Genomic DNA, 21532 nt, shown 5'->3' with positions numbered 1-21532 from the left:
AAACCGGAGCCGCGCCCACAGTAAACAATGCAGACTTGGCCTGCGCAAGCCGCGGGCGTGATCCAAACTCACCCAAGGGCTAGCTTTCATAAGGTCGCGCCGCTTAAGGCAGGATTTTTCGGTTCAGGTCGAAGCATTGCTGCGTCAGAAGCCTGCGACCTTGGCGAGCGCCCGCTTCTCGCGGCGGCGCTGGACCGAAGAGGCGATGTTCATTGCCTCCCTGTATTTCGCAACGGTGCGGCGGGCGAGATCGATTCCGCCCTTCTTCAGCATGTCGACGATATCGTCATCGGAAAGCACCGCCTCCGGGCTCTCCTGCAGGATCAGCGCGCGGATCTTGTGACGCACGGCCTCAGCCGAGTGGCTATCGCCGCCAGCGACGGCGCTGATCGAGACAGTGAAGAAATATTTGAGTTCGAAGAGGCCGCGCGGCGTCAGCATATATTTGTTCGACGTGACGCGGCTGACTGTGGATTCATGCATCTTGATCGCCTCGGCGACCGTCTTCAGGTTCAGCGGGCGCAGATAGTCGACGCCGTGCAGCAGGAAGGCGTCCTGCTGGCGGACGATTTCGCTTGCCACATTCGTGATGGTGTTTGCTCGCTGATCGAGGCTGCGGGTCAGCCAGTTGGCGGTCTGCAGGCAATTAGAGAGGAAAGCGTGATCCTCGCCGTTCTTTGTCACCCGGGAAAAATAAGACTGGTTGACCAGCACGCGCGGCAGCGTATCCGGATTGAGCTCGACCAGCCAGCCGCCATCCGAGGAGGCTCTGACGACCACATCCGGCATGATCGCTTCGGAAACACCTGTCTCGAAACCGCTGCCGGGCTTCGGATTGAGCTGGCGGATCTCGCCGAGCATGTCGAGAAGATCTTCCTCGTCGACGCCGCAAAGCCGCTTCAACGTGGCGAAATCGCGCCGGGCGAGCAGTTCGAGGTTTTCGACCAGCACCTGCATGGCGGGGTCGTATCGGTCTTTCTGCCTGAGCTGGATCGCCAGGCATTCGGCAAGGCTGCGGGCGAAAACACCCGGCGGATCGAGGCTCTGGAGGGTGGCGAGCACGCGCTCGGCCTGTGCGAGGCTCGTGCCCAGCCTCTCGCCCGCCTCGACGATATCGGCCTGCAGATAACCGCAATCGTCGAGCTGGTCGACGAAATTCTGCGCGATCAGCCGGTCGGCCATGTCAGGCAGGACGAAGGGGATCTGCTGGGCGAGATGATCGCGCAGCGATACCTGGCCGGCGACGAAATCGTCGAGATCGTAGTCGGCGCCCTCGCCGCTGCCCGGCATCGATTTCCACTGGCTGACGAGCTCGGGCGCATCGAGGCGCTGCGGGGCGCCGTCATCAGGAAAGACATTGGTGTAATTGGCGTCGAGTTCGTCGTTCAGCCGGCTCGTGCTGGCACTGCCGCCATTGTCATACCAGTCGCTGGAGAGCGCCTCGGCGCGGTTGTCGTAGCCATCGTCCGACCCGGCATCCTCCGGCTGATGAGCATATTGCTCATCTTCGCTTTCGCCGCGTTCGCCGGCCGCCTCGCCGTCATTCGACGGAAATTCGAGCAGCGGGTTCTTCTCCACTTCCATGGCGATGAACTGGTTGAGTTCGAAATGAGTCATCTGCAGCAACTGGATGGATTGCATCAGTTGCGGTGTCATCACCAGGGACTGGGTCTGGCGCAGGAAAAGATTGGCGGACAGTTTCATGATAAAATTCCACTTAATTCTTGAGACCATGCCTGATCATGACCGCAGGGCACGGAGATCGATGCCTTCACGTGAAATTGGCACGCTTGCGTGTTTGGACCCAGTGTGCGGTCAGGGTTCTCGTTGATCGGTTTCGTCCTCGGCGAGGATTCGCCAGGCGGCGCCTTGAAGGTCGTCATACTGGCCGCTTTTCAGCGACCAAAGGAATGCCAGGAGTCCTATTCCTCCCATCAGCAGCGCGATCGGTATGAGATAGATCAACATGTTCATGCGGCTTTGACCTCCGCACTCCTGCCGATCCCCCGTCGAATGTGCATATCCGGACCCTTGCCGAAGCCGTTCAAGCGCAGTGCGTTCGTCACGACGATGATCGAAGATGTCGACATTGCCACCGCCGCTATCAGCGGCGTCGCCAATCCGGCGATGGCGATCGGCACCGCCAGAACGTTGTAACCAATGGCAAGAGCGAAGTTCTGCCGGATGAGGCTGGCGGATCTTCGCGCAACGGCGATCGCTTCCGGAACAGCGTCAAGCCGATCGTTGAAGAAAACGAAGTCGGCGGCCTGTCTGCCGATATCGGAGGCCGTGGCCGGCGCCATCGAGACATGCGCCGCAGCAAGTGCCGGGGCGTCGTTGATACCGTCGCCAACCATCAGCACGCGACGACCTTGGCCATTCAGCCTCTGGGATTCCTCGACCTTCTGTTTTGGCGTCAGAGAGCCAAAAGCCCTGTCGATACCCAGAGCATGCGCCGTATTGTCGACGACGGTCTGCCTGTCGCCGGACACGATCAGCGTTTCAAGCCCGGCTGCACCGAGCCGGTCGATGGCCTCGCAAGCACCCGGACGAAGCGTGTCGTCGAAGAAGAAGCGGGCGAGATCGACGCCATTCTTCGACAGGACCACTTCCGAGTACGGACTATCGGCAGTCCGGGACACGAAACTGGTTCCGCCGGCAAACGCCGTGTTGCCCAATCGATAGATATCCGCTCCGTTCCTGGCCTTCAGTCCACCACCGGGGATTTCCGTGACGCTGTCGAAGGATATGGGGGCGGTTTCGGCGTCCCGCACCAGAGCCCGAGAAAGAGGATGCCGTGAATGCTCGGCCAATCCGCAGGCGATTGCAGTGGCGCTCTCGTCCATGGTGTCCACTCCGACAAGGCGCGGACTGCCCATCGTCAAGGTGCCTGTTTTGTCAAAGGCCACGGTGTCGGCCTCGGCCAGTCTTTCGAGTGCTGAACCGTCCTTCACCATGATGCCCTTCCGGAAAAGCTCCCCCGCAGCGACAACCTGGACCACCGGCACGGCAAGACCCAACGCACACGGGCAGGTGATGATCAGCACCGCTACGGCGACCAGCATGGCCTGTTTCCAGTCTCCGCCCAGGATGCCCCAGGCAAGGAAAGAGACCAGCGCCAGCAGATGCACGATCGGGGAATAGAGTGCGGCAGCGCGATCGGCGATCCTGCGATAGCGAGCCCTTCCGCCCTCAGCGGCTTCCATCAGGCCGATGATCTCCGAGAGAAGCGAATTCTTGGCAATTCTCGTTGCCCGCAACACCAGCGAGCCGGTCAGATTCATTGCCCCGGAACTCACTTCGCTGTTGATGGCAACGGCGACGGGGCTACTTTCGCCGGTGACGATGGAGAGATCCACGTCGCTTTCTCCGCTGACGACTATGCCATCGACGGGAACCCGTTCGCCTGCGGCTATCGAGATTTCATCCCCCGCCGCGATCTCTTCTACCGCAATGTAATGTCGCGACCCGTCCGGATTGATCAGCAATGCTCCGCGCGGGGCCAGTCTTGCGAGTCCGTTGATCGCCGCCCGAGCCTTTTCCCGCATGACATGGTCGAGGGTTCTGCCGATCAGCAGGAAGAAGAGCAGCGAGACCGAAGCATCGAACCATGCATGCTCGCCGTGATGGACGGTTTCCCATAATGAAACGGCATAGGAGAGCGTCACGGCGAGCGAGATCGGAACGTCCATGTTGGTGCGCCCGTGCCGGAGCGCATTCCAGGCCGATTTGAAGAAGAAGCGCCCCGCATAAACCAGCGCGGGCGCTGCTATCATCGCCGAGATCCAATGAAACATGTCGCGCGTCGCGGCATCTGCGCCCGACCAGACCGATACCGAGAGCAACATGATGTTGGCGGCCGCAAAACCGGAAACGCCGATCGCGAGGAGAAGCTGATTTCTGGTCTTGTCGTTCTCGGGAGCTGAGGGCGTGAAGAGATGCACGCGGTATCCGGCCGAGTTGATCGCTGCGAGGATCTTGGACGGATCGGTTGCACGCGTCTCGATCTCCTCCTGGTAAACGCAGGTCACCCTTCGAGCCGTGAGATTGACTCGCGCTGTCTTGACGAAGGGAAGCGTCAACAACGCCCTTTCGATGGTCGAAATGCAGCCGCCGCAGTGAACGTCGGGAACACTCAGGTCCAGCTGACGCAATCCTTCGCCGAGCGGCTGGCTGGAAAGGCGAACCTCTTCGGCACTGGATGATGTCGTGCTGAGGGCAAGCACGCTTTCTGCGTCCATGGTACAGCAGGTCATTGGCCTAACTCCGCAGTATCGAGGCGTTTTGCCTCATGCATGACGACCACGCCGCCGTTTCGCGAGATGGCCTCGACGATCCAGTCACCTTCGGCTAGGCCATGCTCCGCTTCGAACCGCCCCGCGGCTGCCTTCTTGAGCGTAAGGTGGAAGTCCTCGTGGTCTCCGACGGGCCGTTTGAAATTCAGAACGACGTCGTCGACGATCGCAGGCGATCCGCTCTTGTCGTGAATGTCGTAGCGGATCTCGTGCCCCTTTATGGAAAGGGTGCCCTCGATGCCGGAAGTGGCCATTGCCTTCATCGCCGCCGCTTTGCGGTTGAACTCCTGACTGGCGACATAGGTGTTTTCCACGACCAGACCGCTCCAGCTGGAAGAGGCATAGAAGGCCATGGTGACGTTTACCGCGATCACCACGCAAAAGAATGCCGAGGTCGAAAGCAGCATGTGCAGGCCTGTAAAACCTTGAGCGGAGGTCTTCATTTGATGTCTCCCGGTGCATTGAACGCCGCGCGGTAGGTTGCCCGATCGGCATGATCGGTATCTTCGATAACGAACAGAAATTCATTGGTCGCGGCTCCGGTAGGCTTGCGCGTAACGAAGACCTTGAGCGTCGTGGCCGCGTCGGGTTCAGCATGGACTGTAAAGCTGCGAGCGTCTTCCTTGGCGAACTCAGGAATGCGCATCGTCGCCCCCTCCAGCCCGACCAGGCTTATGTTCACATCCCTCGGCGTCGGCACCATGTTCAGGACACGAAGCGTGTAGCCATTCCGTAGAGAGCCGTCGCTTTCCAGAACATATTGGGGGTTTCGGTCGTGAACGACGTTGAGTTCAAGGCGCTCCCGAAAGGCGAGATGGACGAGCATGGCCATGCCGACCGACGCCCAGGCGACTGCGTAAAACACGGTTCTCGGACGAAAGATGATACGCCAGTTGAAGTACCGGATCGCCGGAACGAAGGCCCCATCCTCGTTTCGAACCCTGGACGGCTGGACGGCCGTTCGTCCTTCGTCCGTGGCAAGCGACATGTTGCTCGAATATTCGCTCAGCGTGGCGTAGGCGATCAGGCCGCGAGGCTTCCCGCGCTTGTCCATGACGCCGTCGCAGGCGTCGATGCAGAGCGCGCATGTGATGCACTCCATCCGCTGCCCGTCGCGAATATCGATCCCCATCGGACACACCGCCACGCAGGCATTGCAATCGACGCAATCCCCGACCAGCAGGCCCTTGGCTCGAGCTTTCTTCGGGTAACGCGACCGCTGCTCGCCCCGCCAGTCATTGTAGGTGACGACGAGAGAATTTTCGTCGAGCATCGCACCCTGGATGCGTGGCCACGGACACATGTAGGTGCACACCTGCTCGCGCATGAGACCGCCGAGCACATAAGTCGTTGCGGTAAGGATGGCGACCGTGGTGTAGGCGGCTGCAGGCGCGCGGCCGGTGAACAGCGAAACAAGCAGGCTCGGCGCGTCGGAAAAATAAAAGATCCACGCTCCGCCAGTGACGACGCCGATCAGGAGCCAGATCGAATGTTTGACGACACGCTTCCTCAGCTTGGCGAAGCTTAAGGGACCAGCGTCAAGCTTCATTCGCGCGTTTCGATCGCCTTCGATCGCACGTTCGACGACGAGAAAGAGATCAACCCAGACGGTCTGCGGACAAGCGTAACCGCACCATGCGCGGCCAACCGCGGAAGTGACGAGAAACAGGCCGAACCCCGCCATGACGAGGAGACCCGCCACATAATAAAATTCCTGAGGCCAGATTTCGATGAAGAAAAAGAAAAAGCGCCGTGAAGACAGGTCGATGAGGATTGCCTGGTCAGGCGCGTAAGGACCGCGATCCCAGCGAATCCATGGCGCGAGATAGTAGATGCCGAGGGTGATCAGCATCACGATCCACTTGAACCGACGGAAACGTCCCTCTGTACGCCTGGGAAAAACCTTCTTTCGAGGTGCGTAGAGAGGCTGTCGATTGCGACGGGCATTGACCGGCTTGACACTGAGCCTTTTGATGTTTTCGGGATCTGATGCAGTGTAGAGGTTCATGGGACCTATCCGATTTCACCTGCCGTTGTCCCATCTGCCGCGCATCCGTCCTTGATGCAGATCAAGAGCGAGGGCCTTCCCGCGAAGCGAAACGCCACGCCTCTGGAGAGGCGTGGCCCTGAGCTGCGGGGAACAACCACAGCTGGGACGTCCTCGACAAAATTGCGGTTAACGGCTTGTCTGCTGGTGGTTTTTGAGGCGGGTCGAACTGCCGATCTTTGCCGGATCGTCGTGATCGTATAATGGGGGCATCGTCCCAGCGCGCTCCGATATACGCGATCGGATGTCGGCGCGCGGCGTGCCGTAGAGGCCGAGGATTGGATTGTGGTCATGATCTGACATGGCATCCTCCTTAGGTTCCGCCGCCGAGCGAATGGACGAAGATCGTCAGTTCCTTGACCGTCGTGTCGCCGAGACGCCCTGCCCAAGCAGGCATGACGCCGTGTTTGGGAGCGGCTACCTGGCGCATGATCGCATCCTCGCCGCGTGCCTTCAGCCAGATCGCATCGGCGAGATCCGGCGCGCCCATGTCGGCCTTTCCTTTGGCGTCGTCGCCGTGACATGCGGCACAGTTATCGAGGAAGACCTGTTTTCCGGCCTCTGCGAGACCGGGGTCCGACGGTGTATTGGTCAGTCCCCAGACGTAAGCCGCGACCTGTCTTGTCTGGAGGGGATCCAGAACATCGGCAAACGGCGGCATCTCGGACGCATGAGTGTCCGTATCCCCGTCGAAACGAATCCCATGGGCGATCGTCGCCTGGATGGCATCCAGGTCTCCGCCCCACAGCCAGTCGTCGTCGTTGAGGTTCGGAAATCCCGGGCCGCCGCTTGCTCCCGAGCCATGGCATGTCGCGCAGTTCACCTTGAATGCAGATGCGCCGCCGGCGATCGCAAATTCGCGAAGGGCAGAATCGGAATCGATCTCGTGTACCGTCTTGGCGGCGATCAGATCATGAAGCGTCGTCTGCGATGCCTTGGCCTGATCCAGGTTCTGCTGCAGCTCGGCGCGGCTGGAAAAGCCCAGCATGCCCTTCGTGGCGTCGGTAATCATCGGGATCGCGGGATATGCGATTGCATAGCCCAACGCCCAGACAATTGTGGCGTAGAAGGTCCATACCCACCAGCGGGGCATCGGATTGTTGAGTTCGCGGATGCCGTCCCATTCATGTCCCGTCGTTTCGACGCCGCTAAATTCGTCGATATGTTTTTCCGACATCTCAATCTTCCTTCAGGGGAATATCGGCGGCCTCTTTCGCCGTCTGCTTGCTGCCTGGGCGAAGGGTGAACACAACGACGCCGACGAAGAATGCCGCCATTGCCAGGAGGCCCCAGCTGTCGGCGAAGTGTCTCATTGCAGTGTAGGTTTCCATGGATCACCTCATCGGTAGCCGGTCGCATCGTCGTAGGTCGAGAAATCGACCAACGTTCCGAGCATCTGCAGGTAGGACACCAAGGCATCCATTTCGGTCAGCGCAGCAGGATCGCCGTCGAAATCGCCGGTCTTCGCCTTCGGATAGCGGGCAAGCAGCGCCGTCGTATCTGCGTTCGGATCGGCTTGGGCCTTCATGTCGGCCTCTGCGTTCGCCAGCATGTCGTCGTTATAAGGCACGCCCACATCCTCGTTGGCCTTCAGGTCCATTCCCACGTCCTTGACCGTCACCCTCTGTTCTTTGAGGAAGGCGTAACTTGGCATGATCGACTCCGGCACGACTGCCCGTGGATCCGCGAGATGCTGGACATGCCATTCGTTGGAGTAGCGTGCGCCGACACGGGCTAGATCCGGCCCGGTTCGCTTGGATCCCCATTGGAAAGGATGGTCGTACATCGACTCGGCCGCGAGCGAATAATGGCCGTAACGTTCGACCTCGTCGCGGAACGGCCTGATCATCTGGCTATGGCAGAGGTAGCAGCCTTCGCGGATGTAGATGTTTCGTCCGGCCAGCTCGAGCGGCGTATACGGCCGTATGCCTTCCACCTTTTCAATCGTGTTCTGCAGATAGAAAAGCGGCGCGATTTCGACGATGCCGCCGATGCTCACGACGAGCAGCGAGCCGACGAGAAGAAGCGTCGCGTTCTTCTCGAGGATCTGATGTTTATCAAGTATCGATGCCATGTCTCACCTCATTCGGCAGGCTGTGCTTGGGGCACGAAAGTGGTTGGGATCGCAGCTTCGTCGCGCAGATGGCCGCGGATCGTCATGAACACGTTCCAGGCCATGACGAGACCACCCGCCAGGTAAAGGGTTCCGCCCACGGCGCGCAGCACGTAGTAGGGGAACATCGCCGCGACCGTCTCCGCGAAGGAATAGACGAGGAAGCCCTGGGAATTGTACTCGCGCCACATGAGCCCCTGCTGGATGCCGGCAACCCAAAGCACGGCGGCGTAGACGACGATCCCGAGGGTTGCGAGCCAGAAGTGCCAGTTGACCATCCGCAGGCTGTAGAGACGCTCGCGTCCCCAGAGTTTCGGCGTCAGGTAGTAGATCGCCCCGAAGGTGATCATTCCCACCCAGCCGAGAGCGCCGGAATGAACGTGACCGATCGTCCATTCGGTATAGTGGCTGAGCGAATTGACGGTTTTCACCGACATCATCGGGCCTTCGAAGGTCGACATCCCGTAAAAGGCGATGGCGACGATCATCATACGGATGATCGGATCGGTGCGGATCTTGTCCCAGGCGCCTGAAAGGGTCATGAGACCGTTGATCATGCCGCCCCAGGAGGGCATCCAGAGCATTATCGAGAAAACCATGCCGAGCGTCTGGGCCCAGTCGGGCAGCGCCGTGTAATGCAGATGATGCGGACCGGCCCAGATGTACATGAAGATCAGCGCCCAGAAGTGGATGATCGAAAGCCGATATGAATAGACGGGTCGGTTGGCCTGCTTCGGCACGAAATAGTACATCATGCCCAGGAAGCCGGCGGTGAGGAAGAAGCCGACGGCGTTGTGGCCGTACCACCATTGGGTCAGTGCGTCCTGGACGCCCGAGAAGGCGGAATAGCTTTTGGAGCCAAGAAACGAGGCCGGAACCGCCAGGTTGTTGACCACGTGCAGCATCGCAATGGTGACGATGAAGGCAAGATAGAACCAGTTTGCCACGTAGATGTGCGGCTCTTTGCGCTTCAGGATCGTCCCAAGATACACTGCGAGATAGGCGACCCAAACGATCGTCAGCCAGAGGTCGACGTACCACTCAGGTTCGGCATATTCACGGGCCTGGGTGATTCCGAGAACATATCCGGTCGCAGCCATAACGATGAAAAGCTGGTAACCCCAGAATACGAACCAGGCCAGGTTGCCGCCGAAAAGACGCGCGCGACAGGTGCGTTGCACCACGTAGAACGACGTCATGATTAGCGCGTTGCCGCCGAAGGCGAAGATGACCGCCGACGTGTGAACGGGCCGCAGCCTCCCGAAATTGAGATAAGGGGCGATGTTGAGGTCAGGAAAGGCCAGTTGCAGCGCGATGATCACGCCAACCAGAAAACCAACCACGCCCCAAAACACCGTGGCGATCAAGCCATGCCGTATCACCTCGTCGAAATAGCCGGACTTATCGACTTTGCGCTGTTGGCCTGCCGGCGAAAAGTCGACCTTCCTGACCATCAGCACAGCCCCCATAACGAGGCAGAGGCAAAGTATGCCCATATGGACCGCAAAGAGATGATCACGCGCGAATGCGGCTACTAGCAGCGCGAGAAACGCCGCGACCGCGATCACCATCGTTTCCGTTGTGTAATTCATGATGTCGTCCCCAGTACGCCGACGACCGCGTCGCGGCCGTCTTTCTCGCCAGCACTGTCACGAAGCCGCAAAATGCTCCTTGATCCACATCAACGAGAGGACAGAAAGACGGGACGACGCTGCGGCTATAAATGCAAAGGCTCTTGATCCGTTGACACATGCTGACTACTCCACCGTCAAGTTCACGTCGCGTCATCCATTGTTGCCCTTGGGCAAGCCCACTCGGAGGCTCATTTGCGTTTGAGCGTTCAATCCCGGGTTTTGACGGTTCATCATTTCCTTGCAATTGAAGGAACGAGCTATGGGCCAGGTTTATGGGTGAACACCCAACGACAGGGGCAATCCATTTAACATATGGAATACTGAAGAGAGAGCTTCGGAGCTTTCCGATTGGCTATGGAGTCACCGCAAAACGTTGGCCAACGGACTACGCGTGAGCGACAACGCCTTTCCCTTCCTGCTTATGTTGGGTGTCTGGCCGAAATGGGAGCAGTCCAGCGGTGGTTGGCCAATGGTGGTAGAAGTCGACACATTAATCATCTTCGTCAGGTTCTCGACACATCTACGGCTGGTGACTGCGTTCGGCAGCAAGCCTGCGCAGCGTTTCGGCGACGGCGCGAAAGAGATCGTGTGAACGGCATTTTTGTTCTGGAAGGCGATTGCGGAACGCCGCGCAGTCCTGACACCGCTGGACATGCCCGCCGAGGCGAGCGGTCCGGCCAAATGCCGCGATAGCGGCTTTGTTCAATCCTGAATGTCGATCGGTCCTAGCTGTCGTCCTAACGAGTGGCTTCTACGGCGACCTGCGGATTTCGTAGCGGATCGTCAGTCTTTTCGTCCCAACGGCCTGCTAATCCACCGTTATCACCCCGGGAGTGCCTCTCGCACGTTGGCGACATCTTCAGCTGTGACGCAAATGGCGGCACCGCCCCAGTTGCTGAGAACGTAATTTGCCAGTCGCGCGATTTCTTCATTGCTCATTTTCCACCCAAACGGCGGCATGTGAACTCCCCCCTGCCCGCCGGTTGTGCCGGCAATGATCATTTCAATCAGATGCTTAGCCTTAGGGACACCGTTCCCGGCAAGCGATGGGATCATTGACTCGATGCCTTCGCCCCGAGCGCCGTGGCAAGTCGAACAATTCACCTCGTAGCTAAGTGCTGCCTGTGTCATTGCGCAGGAAGAAATGGGCATCGGGGCGCGGGTGGAATCAACGACGAGCGATCGACTTAAAACGAAGAGATTGCCCGCCTGGTGGACTGAGCCACCGAAGGCCGCAACGACGAGCGCACCAATAATGTTTTTCCACTCCGCCATTGGTCAGCCCTTCTGCAATGCGCCGGGTTTGCGAGCGTAATTTCCGCAGATCGCGCGCGCCGCGCGTAACGCCAGCGCGCCCACGGTTCCCGTCGGATTGTACCCACCGTTGTTGGGAAAGGCCGATGCACCGACGACGAAGACGTTGTGGCAGTCCCAGCTTTGAAGGTACGAATTTACCGCCGAACTGGTCGGGTCGGCCCCCATGACGGCGCCACCTATCGTATGGTTTGACGCGCCGATCGCCGTGGTGAATGGTTTCTCGGCGAAGTTGAAGGCGCTGAACTGCGATGCGCCCATTCGCTTGCCGATTTGTATCGCGCGATTCATGGTGAACGTCGCCATGGCGCGGTCATTTCGGGCATAGTCGTATGTCAGACGTAACAGCGGAAGGCCGAAGGGATCCTTGTAGGTGGGATCGAGATCAAGGTACCCACGCTTGATCGGCATCGATGTCCCTTGATTGAACAGGACTCCATAGTTCTGGTAGTAGTTCGAATAAGCTCTCTTGAAGCCCGAGCCCCAGCGTGGCGTGCCCGGTGGTAGCTTGTTGGCGTTGGCAATCGGTGTGCCGTCGCGCGAAAGAGTCAGGATGCCCGCCCCACCGATGAAATCGAGTGACGAGTGGTCGAAATTGTCGCTGTTGTAGTCGTCGATTTGAGAGCCTAGGCCACCGGCCCCGATGAACGGATTGATGTGGTCTTCCTCGAACCAGAGATCTGCCCCCGACACGGTCTGGAAGCTGAAATTGCGGCCGACGACGCCTTCGCTTGTGAGCGGGTCATACGGCTTGCCTATGCCCGACAGAAGCATTAGTCGAACGTTTTCCATTTGGAAAGCCGTTAGACAAATGATATCGGCCGGCTGCAGAACCTCGCTACCGTTCTGGTCGATATAGGTCACGCCGGTCACAGATTTTCCGTCAGCAGCTTTGTTGACGCGCGTGACACATGCGTTGGTGATGAGCCTGAAGTTGGGGTTATTATTCAACAGAGCTGGAAAGACGCACGTCTGTGGACTTGCCTTCGAATAGTTGCCGCACCCGTAGGACGGACAAAAGCCGCAATAGGTACATGGCGCCATCGTAACACCGAGCGGATTGACATAAGCCTGCGAGACATTCGCACAGGGAATAGTAAAAGGGTGAAGACCCATCTCCGATGTCGCCTTGTTGAAAATCTCCATCATGCGGAGCGTTTTCAGCTTCGGTGTCGGGTATTCCCGCGACCGCGGCCCTTCGAAGGGATTGCCCCTGCTTGTGAGCTTGCCCCTGAGGTTGCCTGCCTGACCGGCTACGCCTGCAATTTGCTCCCAACGATCATAGTCGGGTTCCAGTTCAGCGTAGGTGATGCCCCAGTCCTGCAACTGCAATTCCCCGTCTTCAGCGCGGGCCATGCCATAGCGTTCGATCGTTTCGCTACGAACCCGAAAGTCCCAGGGATTGAAGCGCCAGGCCATTCCTGCCCATTGGAACCCCTGGCCCCCGACGCCTCCGCCGAGCTCCGAAATACCGAAGTCACGCTGTGGCACGGCCGTCTGGTCCAACGTGTTGCGCATGGTGAGAGTGGTGTCGTGCGGCGGTGCGAGCAGCTCCCTGCGCGTTTTCCAGCGCAACTCGTCGGGATCAGCCGTAAGCGGCGTATCTGGAAAGGTATCTCGCCAAGGACCGCGGTCAATCGCGACGACGTTCATATTTGCGCGGGAAAGTTCCGCGGCCATGAGCGAACCTGCCCAGCCGAACCCGACGATGACAGCGTCAACCTTGGGATTGGTGCGTCTGGTGGTCATACTTGTTGAACCTCGATAATTGCAGGAAGCAGAGAAAACGCTTCCTCAGTTCTTCGGAACGAGACTGACGGGGACCAGATTGAGCTTCTGTCCTGTCCGGTCGGTGTAAGCTCTGTAATCGTAGCGAGCACCGGGGAAGCCGATCATCTTCCAGCCCGCCATATCTTTGTTCCCGCCATAGTACGGATCGGCGAAATAACCCTCGCGGACATTGGTCAACATAAGTTCGAAAAAAGCTCTAGCATTGAGGGCCGTTCCCAATTTGATCGTGCCCTGCTCCATACCTGCTAGAATTTCATCCTGGCGGCTCGGCGGCAGGTCGGCGAAGGACGCGCTGTCCGTTTCTAAGGTATAAGCTCGCAGCGCTTGGAGGCCGGCACGGTATCGCTCGCGCGGTGTGGCGATAAATTGGGCCTTCTGAAGCATTTGCTCTTCGTGCGGTTGCTCAGGTCCTTCTCGATAGAGCGTCGAGGCTTCCCCGTACCCGCCGGTAAGTTGTGCGTCGAGGAAATCAAGGCATCCAACTTTCGATGCTGATGGTCCAAACTGATCTTCGGGAATCAGACGATCGAATACCGCCTTTAGGGTCCTCACGTCCTCATCATCCATGAGAGCCTTGCGAAAACCCCCGTGCTCGATCGACTTCAGGGGGGATCTTTTATTTGAGTCAGTCCCGGTGGGGTATCCACTCATTTCCTCGCCACAGGCGGGCTTGCATCCGATCGGACCGGCGGCAACGAGCGCCCCGATGAGGGTTAGTACGTCTCTCCTTTTCATATTGAATCTTCCCTTTTGCAACAATAGCTTATTGCGGCTCATCCCAAGGCCATCAGCGTGAAGCGGGCGGGCGTTTGCGTCCTTGAAAAAGGACCGATGCATACGCCAGCGTCGCTCCGACCGCACTGACGATCAGCAAGGCTTTGTTGAGCCCCACTGCGCCGGCCGCGCCACCAATGATGGGTGGACCGACGAGAAATCCGGAATAGCCGCAGACCGACACAAATGCGGTCCCGAGACCGTCTGGCACCACCTCACTTGCATTTCTGAAGATGATAGGCACTAGGTTAGCCATGCCTATGCCCAGTAAGGAAAAGCCGGCGAGCGCAGCTGCGAAAAACGGGATTGACAATGCTATTGTCATGCCCGCCGACATGAGGCCGCCGCTAATCGCAATCATGGCGCGATCACCGATAACGCTTCCGATGCGGTCTCCTGAGATCCGGCCGACGATCATAAAGACCGCAAAGGCCAGGTAACCCAGGACGGCAGTCTGAGGCGACGTTGGCCAGTAGTCCTCTAGATAGATCGTGCTCCAATCGGCGATTGCTCCATCGCTCATCATGGTGAGGAATGACAGGAATCCGAGCAAAATGAGCCTGCCGTTGCCCAATGCCCCTAACTCCAGACTGATCCTGCTCCGATCAGCGTCCAGATCAAGGTGTGGGAAGAGTCGCCAAGAAAGCATTAGAGTGCCAACCAGCAAGGCAATGGCCTGGACCAGCGGATGATAGCCTCTACCAATCCACCAGTAGGACAGAAGTGAACCCGCAAGCGCTCCAATGCTGGAGAAACCATGCAGTAGCGATATGACGGGATCGCTTCCTCTCTTACCAAGATTGGTGCCCTGGTCGTTCATCGAAACGTCCATTGAGCCGTTCGCGGCGCCGAACAGGCCGACGCCGACCAGGAGGGCGATGTGGTTTGGAGCTACAAACACAAAACATAGCGCAGCTGGAAAGAATAGGCAGGACAGGATCGATATCCGCCGGCTCCCGAAAATCTGCACGAGATAACCCGTGAGCGACATGATCAACACCGCTGCGGCTCCCATTGTTAGGAACACGATGCTGAGCCCGAATTCGCTCAGACCAAACGACCGTCGGATATGAAGTATGTTTGTCGCCCAGGTGCCATATACCACTCCGTTTATAAAGAACTGGAAAGCCACCGCCATGACTCGCTTTTGGGGAACAAATATGCGAGCGTTACTCATTGGAGGCTCCGCTTCCGTTGTCGAGATGATCAGGACCTGCGTAGAGCTGCCAGAACCATCAGGCCCGTGGGTTGCTTGTCTATTCTAATGAGGCAAAGTAATCGCTCCAGACTTGCCTGAGCTTCGAAACGAGAGCCGTCATGGTTGAGGGATCCTGGGCAATCAATGGGTACTTCTCGTCGAAAACGATGAACGAGTTTTCGATTGCAAGGTGCCCCGCAGTTTTGGTCCAGTCGATCGTGCCCGCATACGGCCTGAACACCTTCTGAAGCGGGAGTATAGGTGCTGTCCACAGCGTGCTCGGAATGCCGCTCCTAGCAAGAGTGTTGCGCAGCCCTTGTCTGATGTCCGCCATTGATCTCCCGTAGTGATCGACTGCCCCATAGTCGATACCGACGCGGATCTTGTGCCAAACATGCGTTTGGTGGGAGCCGGGCTGGGTGATTTTGAGAAAGGGAACTTGTGCCGCCTCTGCAACGAGTGGCTTCATAGCCTCCTGGAGCCATTCTATCCGTTGATCGAGATGCTCTAGCTGATTGATCACCAGAGCCGCCGAAAGCGGGTTTAACCTAAACATGCCGCCGATCTGCTCGCACTCACGAAAGACGGCATATCCTTCCCGCAGCCCCTCCTCAAAGTGATAATTATGCTTTGGCGTAGGAAGGCCGAAGTTGCAGATATCGCGTGCCTTTTGGGCAAGGGCGGCATTTCTCGTCACAAGGAAGCCACCGTCGCCGGCGGAGAAATGCTTGCTTTTCTGCATGCTGAAGCAGCCGATGTCAGAGAGAGTCCCGACATACTGTTTCTTATAGAGTGCGCCGTGGGCCTGGGCGCAGTCCTCAATGATGGGAACTCCTTTCTCCCGCGCAATGGCGGTAATCTCGTCCATTTCGCAGCTCAGGCCATGCATATGAACGACGATGATTGCCTTGACGTCCGGCGTAATCGCTTTAGCCACTGCCTCGGTAGAGAGATTGTAGGTGTCGCTATCAATGTCGACGAAGCGGGGAATGGCGCCGATAAGAGTCGCTGCAAATGCAGTGGCGCTCCAGGTGTAGGAAGGCACAAGAACAACGTCTTCCGGCCCAACGCCGAGCGTCAGGAGGGCCACCATCAGCGCGGTAGTGCCGCTATTTGTCGAGACGACATGACCGCCGCCGATCCAATTCTCCACCGTCTTTTCAAACTCATTAATGACTTCCAGACCCGAGCCGGAAAGTTCACCAGACGAAATACACGCGATGACTTTCCGGTAGTTCGCTCCCGTTAAAATCGGCCACCGATGCAGCGTCCGGGTTCCGTTTGGCTCCGCAGAGGGAACCTGAAAATTTGGCTTTGATGGCATTTAATTTACCCCCGTGTGGGTTGGTGCATCCCGGGCGTCAATGTTGCCCGCTTCCATACTGAGCACATCTCGTGCCAACCAGATTTCCATTGAAAATAAAGAGGAAATTCGAACTGAGCTGCGTCGTATGTCCGACATTGGACAATGATCGTGTAGAGCTATCATCGGCGCGGCAGTACCGCTATTTGTCGAGACGACATGCCCACTGCCGATCCAATTCTCCACTTCTTTTCAAACTCATTAATGACTTCCCGACCCGAGCCGGATAGTTCACCAGGCGAAATACACACGATGACTTTCCGGTAGATCGCTCCCGTCAGAATCGGCCACGGATGCAGCGTCCGGGTTTCGCTTGGGTCCGCAGAGAGAACCCGAAAGTTCGGGCTTGAGGGCATCTCTATCTATCCTCTGTCTGGTTGGTGCATCCTCGGCCTACTCTTAGCACTGCTCGTGCCAACCAGACCCGCATCGGAAATGACGGGGAGTTTCGCGCTTGGCGGTGTTGGATGTCCGACATTGGACGTGCTCATGTCCAGATTGTTGTCTTCAGTTGCCCCGACACAGGTAAGTCGAAACCCATCTTGAGTTCTGCGGTTTCCATCTCTGGGAGAGGGCTTTCGCGCCCCGTTCGGCCTCATTTGTATGACGGCGGTCTTCGCGCGAGCTGTTTATTACTCTGCCGCACGCGTTCACCGTGCTCGCGAAATGCTATCTCCGTACGTTTTTTAATCTGCCTGATGTGGCGTTTCCGCACCGATCCGCCGCCAATAATGTACGAATTACGGGCTGCCGGCTCATGCCCAGCTCGATCTCCCTCGCAAAGCTGCGTGCTGCCAGCATGCTCCACTCATCGTCAAAGGCTTTCGTTAGCTCCGATAACGCTCGCCGCCACGGGCCGGATGTGGACCTAAGAAATCGTTCAGAAACGGTTCTACTTATCGACCCAATACTGTCTAATGTTCCCAAACCCGCGACTGAATTACACTTGCGCGGAAGAACAAAGGGAACAACAATGCAAGCGTTAAAACCGCTACTAAACAACTGCGCAATGATGTCGGCTAGTAAAGCCCTTACAGCCCCCAGCACATTGGCATGGGCGCTTATGCTCATCTGCATTTCAAATGCAGCACCTGCATCTGCCGAAGAAAATATTTCCATCTACTTCGTCGGGTGTGCGGCGCCAACCGGCTTCCACGGCTATCTTGCGCGCGGCGCTGAAGAGGCCGGAAAAAACCTTGGAGTCAAGGTCAACTATATCTATCCCGACCAGCTGACAATTCCCAACCAGATCCAAAAGATCGAGGAAGCCATGGCAGCGCAGGCGGACGGTATCGCGGTTTGCGCTTTCGCCGACGACGCCGCCTATGCCGATGTGGCTGCACGAGCCAAAGAAGCCGGGATCGCGTTCGGCAGCGCCGCGGCGCCTCCGCCGGGGTCGCACATCCGAAAGCCGGACGATATTTTTCTCTTCCGCGCCGGTTCTGACGAAGGCGCCGCCGGACAGCTGTCGGCCCGACGTCTGCGCGACATGGGCGTAAAAGGACGCGTGGTTGTTGCCAATCAGCAACCCGGTGACGCAACTTGCCAGCTGCGTGCAACCTCCGAAATAGATGCCCTCAAAGCCGGTGGGATCACGGCGGACTTCCTGGAAATGTCAATGGATCCGGGCCAGCAGGCCGAAACCCTATCCAACTATCTGCGTCGCAACCCTGACACAGTCGCCGCGACGAGCACATGTGACGTGGTGGACGGCTTCCTGACGGCGAAAGCGGACAGCGGACGGAACGACCTGATCCTGACCGGCTACGACATCAATGCACAATCGCTCACGGCGATCAGTGATGGGCGGCAGGCTTTCACGATCGACCAGCAGCAGTTCTGGCGCGGCTACATGCCTGTTCTGCTGCTCACTCACTACCTGAAATATGGCTTGCTCGAAGGAAACTACTTCCTGACCGGCCCGACGATCGTGGACAAGACCAACGTTGAGAAGGTTCAGGCGCTGGTGGGCAAGGGTTATCGTTGAGCGATAGTCTGGGAGCGACCCGGTCATTTCGCCGGGTCGCAATCTTCTAATCAATTTGGCGGGAGGCCAAAATGTCCGACGAAGTCCACCTCGCCCACGCCCCTACACGCAGCATCGCTTGCGCTGAAGCGTTCCGTCGCTTCATGCTTCGGCCTGAAGCAACATCGGTCGCTGCCGTTGTCATCCTTTTCATCCTGTTTTCCCTACTCGCGCCGCAGCTGTTTCCGACCAAGATTACTTATATCAGCATCATGGCGATCGCTGCTGAACTCGGGATCGTGTCTATCGGCGCCACGCTGTTGATGATCTGCGGTCATTTCGATCTTTCGGTCGGCGCTGTACTCGGCCTCACATCTTACGTTTGTGTTGTATTGATGCGCGATTATGGATTTGATCCAGTTTCGGCATCGGCCGTCGCGATCGCCGCCGGCGCAGCGCTGGGGGCGGTCAACGGATACATGGTTGTGCGTTTCCGCATCCACTCTTTCGTGGTGACGCTTGGCACAATGCTCATTTGGCGCGGTGTTTTGATTGCGCTTACCGGCGGATTTCCGATGACGGTGGAGATCCCTGCAAGCTTCCGGGCGACGATGGCCGGACCGTTGATCAGCGATTTTCGTATGTCGATGTTATGGTTTCTCTTGATAGGGATTTCAGGGACGCTTCTGCTCTCCCGTACGAAACTCGGTAACTGGATCCAAGCACGGGGCCAGAACGAGAACGCGGCCAGGAATCTCGGCGTACCGGTCGATAGGGTCACCATCATCGTCTTCATGATCTGCTCCGCGCTGGCTGCCATCGCAGGAATAATTCAGGTTGCACGCTTTGGATCCGTAGATGCGCTGCGGGGCGAAGGTTTCGAACTTCAAGCGGTCGCAGTGACAGTGATCGGGGGGACACTCCTCTCCGGTGGCTATGGTAGCGTTATTGGAACGATCCTGGGCGCCGTTACCTTCGGAATGATCCAGGTCGGGCTGGTTCTCGCGGGAGCCCCGGGTCATCTCTTCAAGACCCTCACCGGAATGATCGTGGTTGGTGCCGTCATCCTCAATACATCGATCAGCAAGCGGATGTCAAAGTCGCGACCTTTGTCGGGCTATCGTCGGGACAGTTCGACAGCAGACGCAGCAATCAACGCCCAGACCGCGATCAGCAAGAACACGAACGGATGAATTGAAATGAGCAAGGACGTGATCTCTAATGACAGCCAGGCAGCGGTCGCTACTCGTGCCTTACCCGCAGGCAGCGGCAGCGATGATATGAGGGGGCTCACGCGCCAGATTGAGCCAATTAAACCGGCAGACGTGCCGGTCATTGAAGCCATCGGACTATCGAAGGGCTTTGGCGCGACCACGGCGTTGGTGGATGTGTCTCTCAAAGCCTACTCGGGTCGTATTCTTGCCCTTTTAGGCGACAATGGAGCGGGCAAGTCCACGTTGATCAAAATCCTTTCCGGAGTATTTCCAGCGGATCGCGGCGAGCTGCGCTTCAATGGGGAAGCCATTGTTTTCCGCAATCCGAAGGACGCGCGTGAACGTGGCGTCGCCACGGTGTTTCAGGATTTGGCGGTTTGCGAACTTCTCTCCGTCACCCGTAACATCGTTCTCGGACGAGAACCGCAACGAGGTTTAGGCCCGTTCAAATGGCTCGATCTAAAACGCGCAAATGAGATGGCGCAGTCGGCTCTTCATCGGTTAGGCGTGCGCTGGGAGCGCGGGTTGGACGAAAGAGGAGCAAACATATCCGGTGGCGAGCGCCAGTCGCTCGCTATCGCCAGGGCCATGTATTTTGGATCCTCTCTCCTCATTCTCGACGAGCCGACATCGGCCTTAGCGGTGCGGCAGGCGGGCAAGGTTCTCGATCATATCGTCACTGCCCGCGACCAAGGTCAGGCCGTCATTTTCATCACCCATAACTTCCGGCACGCCCTAGCGGTCGCTGACGATCTTGTTGTCCTCTCGCAGGGAAAGGTTGTTGGCACCTTCAGGCGCGCCGAAGTCAATCTCGATGACCTCACTGACCTTGTTGCCCATGTGGGCTAAGTGCTACGTTTTAGAAAAAGTGCGCCGTCAACCTGTTTAGGCCATGAGGTCGCGTTAGTTGATTGTGAGTTTCTCGGCGGGGAGAGGAGTGTCGACTGGGGAATGGTCTCTCCGCCCAATTGGCGACAAGATTCGGTCAGCGACGCCGAGTCTCAGCGATCGCTATCTGAGTGCTGCAGGCTGGCGCTCCGAAAGCTGCGGCATGTTCGATGCCTCGCTAAAACGCGCAAGTGAATCTTCGGCACATTTTAGAGTGTTAGCCATCAGCATGGCGATCGTCATAGGCCCGACACCTCCTGGAACGGGCGTGATCCCCGCCGCGACTTTTTCAGCCTCCTTGAAAGCAACATCTCCGACAAGCCGTGTCTTGCCCTCGCCTTATTCTGGAGCCAGCACGCGGTTTATACCGACATCGATGATTGTCGCGCCTGGCTTCAGCCAATCACCGCGAACCAATTCGGGACGGCCGACCGATAACAAGAGCATTCAGCCGGAAAGGTTGTCTCCGTCGGCGTGCCGAATGAGCATCATAGCACCGGCCGGTGTGCAGGAGACCAGTCCAGCAACGAGATTCCCACTCGCCACTTTCCCGGCGTTTACGACGTGCAGGCCATCGACGTCCTTCTCCGGCAGAATAGACCGGATGATCTCTTCTTGCTCTAAGTGTTTCGGCAATGGCAACTGAACGAGGATTCCGTGGATAACTTTGTCCGCATTCAGCAGCGCTATCCGATCTAGCAGCTCTTCCTGTGAGGTTTCTGCAGGAAGATTATACTGCATCGAACGGAAGCCACACCAGCTGGCCATCTCGCTTTTGGCGTTCACATAGGTACGGCTAGCTGGATCGTCCCCAACAAATGACCACTGCGAGACCGGCTTCGAGCCCAGAGGTGTTCTGAAGCTCAGCTGCCCTTGCCTTCACTGCATCGAGGACCCGATCGGCGTTTCGTTTTCCCAGCAAAACATACGCCATG

Annotated in this window: 18 protein-coding genes and 2 pseudogenes; 3 read left to right on the top strand and 17 right to left on the bottom strand. The window is 57.9% G+C overall.

The features are described 5' to 3' along the window. Positions 1–144: 144 nt before the first annotated feature. From rpoN to GR198_RS18530, 16 genes and pseudogenes are all read right to left on the bottom strand, one after another. Positions 145–1704 carry an RNA polymerase factor sigma-54 gene (gene rpoN / locus GR198_RS18600; protein WP_164069367.1) on the bottom strand — a complete coding sequence of 520 codons (1560 nt, stop codon included), beginning with the start codon at positions 1702–1704 and terminating at the stop codon, positions 145–147. 111 nt (positions 1705–1815) lie between these two features. Continuing rightward, positions 1816–1974 carry a cbb3-type cytochrome oxidase assembly protein CcoS gene (gene ccoS, locus GR198_RS18595; protein ID WP_003549679.1) on the bottom strand — a complete coding sequence of 53 codons (159 nt, stop codon included), beginning with the start codon at positions 1972–1974 and terminating at the stop codon, positions 1816–1818. Beyond that, positions 1971–4256, bottom strand: coding sequence for a cation-translocating P-type ATPase (locus GR198_RS18590; protein ID WP_164069366.1), 2286 nt, complete (start codon positions 4254–4256; stop codon positions 1971–1973). The genes ccoS and GR198_RS18590 overlap by 4 nt, the downstream gene beginning before the upstream one ends. Next, a complete protein-coding gene (locus tag GR198_RS18585) occupies positions 4253–4738 on the bottom strand; it encodes a FixH family protein (RefSeq protein WP_164069365.1) in 486 nt (161 codons plus the stop codon). The genes GR198_RS18590 and GR198_RS18585 overlap by 4 nt, the downstream gene beginning before the upstream one ends. Beyond that, a complete protein-coding gene (gene ccoG / locus GR198_RS18580) occupies positions 4735–6303 on the bottom strand; it encodes a cytochrome c oxidase accessory protein CcoG (RefSeq protein WP_164069364.1) in 1569 nt (522 codons plus the stop codon). Before ccoG ends, GR198_RS18585 begins: the two co-directional genes overlap by 4 nt. 168 nt (positions 6304–6471) lie before the next feature. Next, on the bottom strand, positions 6472–6645 hold the full coding sequence (locus GR198_RS35430; RefSeq protein WP_018481651.1) for a hypothetical protein: 174 nt from the start codon (positions 6643–6645) through the stop codon (positions 6472–6474). A gap of 10 nt (positions 6646–6655) precedes the next feature. Beyond that, entirely contained in the window at positions 6656–7519 is an 864-nt protein-coding gene (gene ccoP, locus GR198_RS18575) for a cytochrome-c oxidase, cbb3-type subunit III (protein ID WP_164069363.1), read from the bottom strand. Between the two features lies 1 nt (position 7520). Beyond that, complete coding sequence (locus GR198_RS18570; protein WP_003549664.1) at positions 7521–7673, bottom strand: CcoQ/FixQ family Cbb3-type cytochrome c oxidase assembly chaperone; 153 nt, start codon at positions 7671–7673, stop codon at positions 7521–7523. A gap of 8 nt (positions 7674–7681) precedes the next feature. Further along, positions 7682–8416: a cytochrome-c oxidase, cbb3-type subunit II gene (gene ccoO, locus GR198_RS18565; RefSeq protein ID WP_164069362.1), complete on the bottom strand. Its 735-nt coding sequence runs from the start codon at positions 8414–8416 to the stop codon at positions 7682–7684. An 8-nt stretch (positions 8417–8424) separates the two neighbouring features. Further along, the gene (gene ccoN / locus GR198_RS18560) at positions 8425–10047 is read right to left on the bottom strand and encodes a cytochrome-c oxidase, cbb3-type subunit I (protein WP_131588197.1); all 1623 of its coding nucleotides are present in this window, start codon (positions 10045–10047) and stop codon (positions 8425–8427) included. A 571-nt stretch (positions 10048–10618) separates the two neighbouring features. Next, a pseudogene (locus tag GR198_RS36445) lies at positions 10619–10765 on the bottom strand (IS91 family transposase); the annotation flags it as partial. Positions 10766–10911: 146 nt separating this feature from the next. Continuing rightward, a complete protein-coding gene (locus tag GR198_RS18550) occupies positions 10912–11364 on the bottom strand; it encodes a c-type cytochrome (RefSeq protein ID WP_018485027.1) in 453 nt (150 codons plus the stop codon). Positions 11365–11367: 3 nt separating this feature from the next. Next, entirely contained in the window at positions 11368–13152 is a 1785-nt protein-coding gene (locus GR198_RS18545) for a GMC family oxidoreductase (RefSeq protein ID WP_131588199.1), read from the bottom strand. Positions 13153–13197: 45 nt separating this feature from the next. Then, on the bottom strand, positions 13198–13929 hold the full coding sequence (locus GR198_RS18540; RefSeq protein ID WP_018485029.1) for a gluconate 2-dehydrogenase subunit 3 family protein: 732 nt from the start codon (positions 13927–13929) through the stop codon (positions 13198–13200). Between the two features lie 52 nt (positions 13930–13981). Continuing rightward, a complete protein-coding gene (locus tag GR198_RS18535; RefSeq protein ID WP_018485030.1) occupies positions 13982–15145 on the bottom strand; it encodes an MFS transporter in 1164 nt (387 codons plus the stop codon). Positions 15146–15224: 79 nt separating this feature from the next. Continuing rightward, on the bottom strand, positions 15225–16490 hold the full coding sequence (locus tag GR198_RS18530) for a DegT/DnrJ/EryC1/StrS aminotransferase family protein (RefSeq protein WP_164069361.1): 1266 nt from the start codon (positions 16488–16490) through the stop codon (positions 15225–15227). A 1012-nt stretch (positions 16491–17502) separates the two neighbouring features. On the opposite strand from GR198_RS18530, the gene GR198_RS18525 reads away from it, so the two are divergent. From GR198_RS18525 to GR198_RS18515, 3 genes are all read left to right on the top strand, one after another. After that, positions 17503–18516, top strand: coding sequence for a substrate-binding domain-containing protein (locus GR198_RS18525; protein WP_164069360.1), 1014 nt, complete (start codon positions 17503–17505; stop codon positions 18514–18516). A gap of 71 nt (positions 18517–18587) precedes the next feature. Continuing rightward, complete coding sequence (locus GR198_RS18520) at positions 18588–19688, top strand: ABC transporter permease (RefSeq protein ID WP_131588202.1); 1101 nt, start codon at positions 18588–18590, stop codon at positions 19686–19688. Positions 19689–19694: 6 nt separating this feature from the next. Next, positions 19695–20558 carry an ATP-binding cassette domain-containing protein gene (locus tag GR198_RS18515; RefSeq protein ID WP_164069359.1) on the top strand — a complete coding sequence of 288 codons (864 nt, stop codon included), beginning with the start codon at positions 19695–19697 and terminating at the stop codon, positions 20556–20558. A 162-nt stretch (positions 20559–20720) separates the two neighbouring features. Here GR198_RS18515 and GR198_RS18510 read toward each other — a convergent pair. After that, positions 20721–21531: pseudogene (locus GR198_RS18510) on the bottom strand (tetrahydrofolate dehydrogenase/cyclohydrolase catalytic domain-containing protein). Position 21532: the final 1 nt, after the last annotated feature.

The sequence above is a fragment of the Rhizobium leguminosarum genome, from assembly GCF_010668065.1.
Taxonomy (GTDB): Bacteria; Pseudomonadota; Alphaproteobacteria; order Rhizobiales; family Rhizobiaceae; genus Rhizobium; species Rhizobium leguminosarum_S.
Note: the sequence above shows the minus strand (reverse complement) of the source record. Positions and strands in the feature narration are given on the sequence as shown.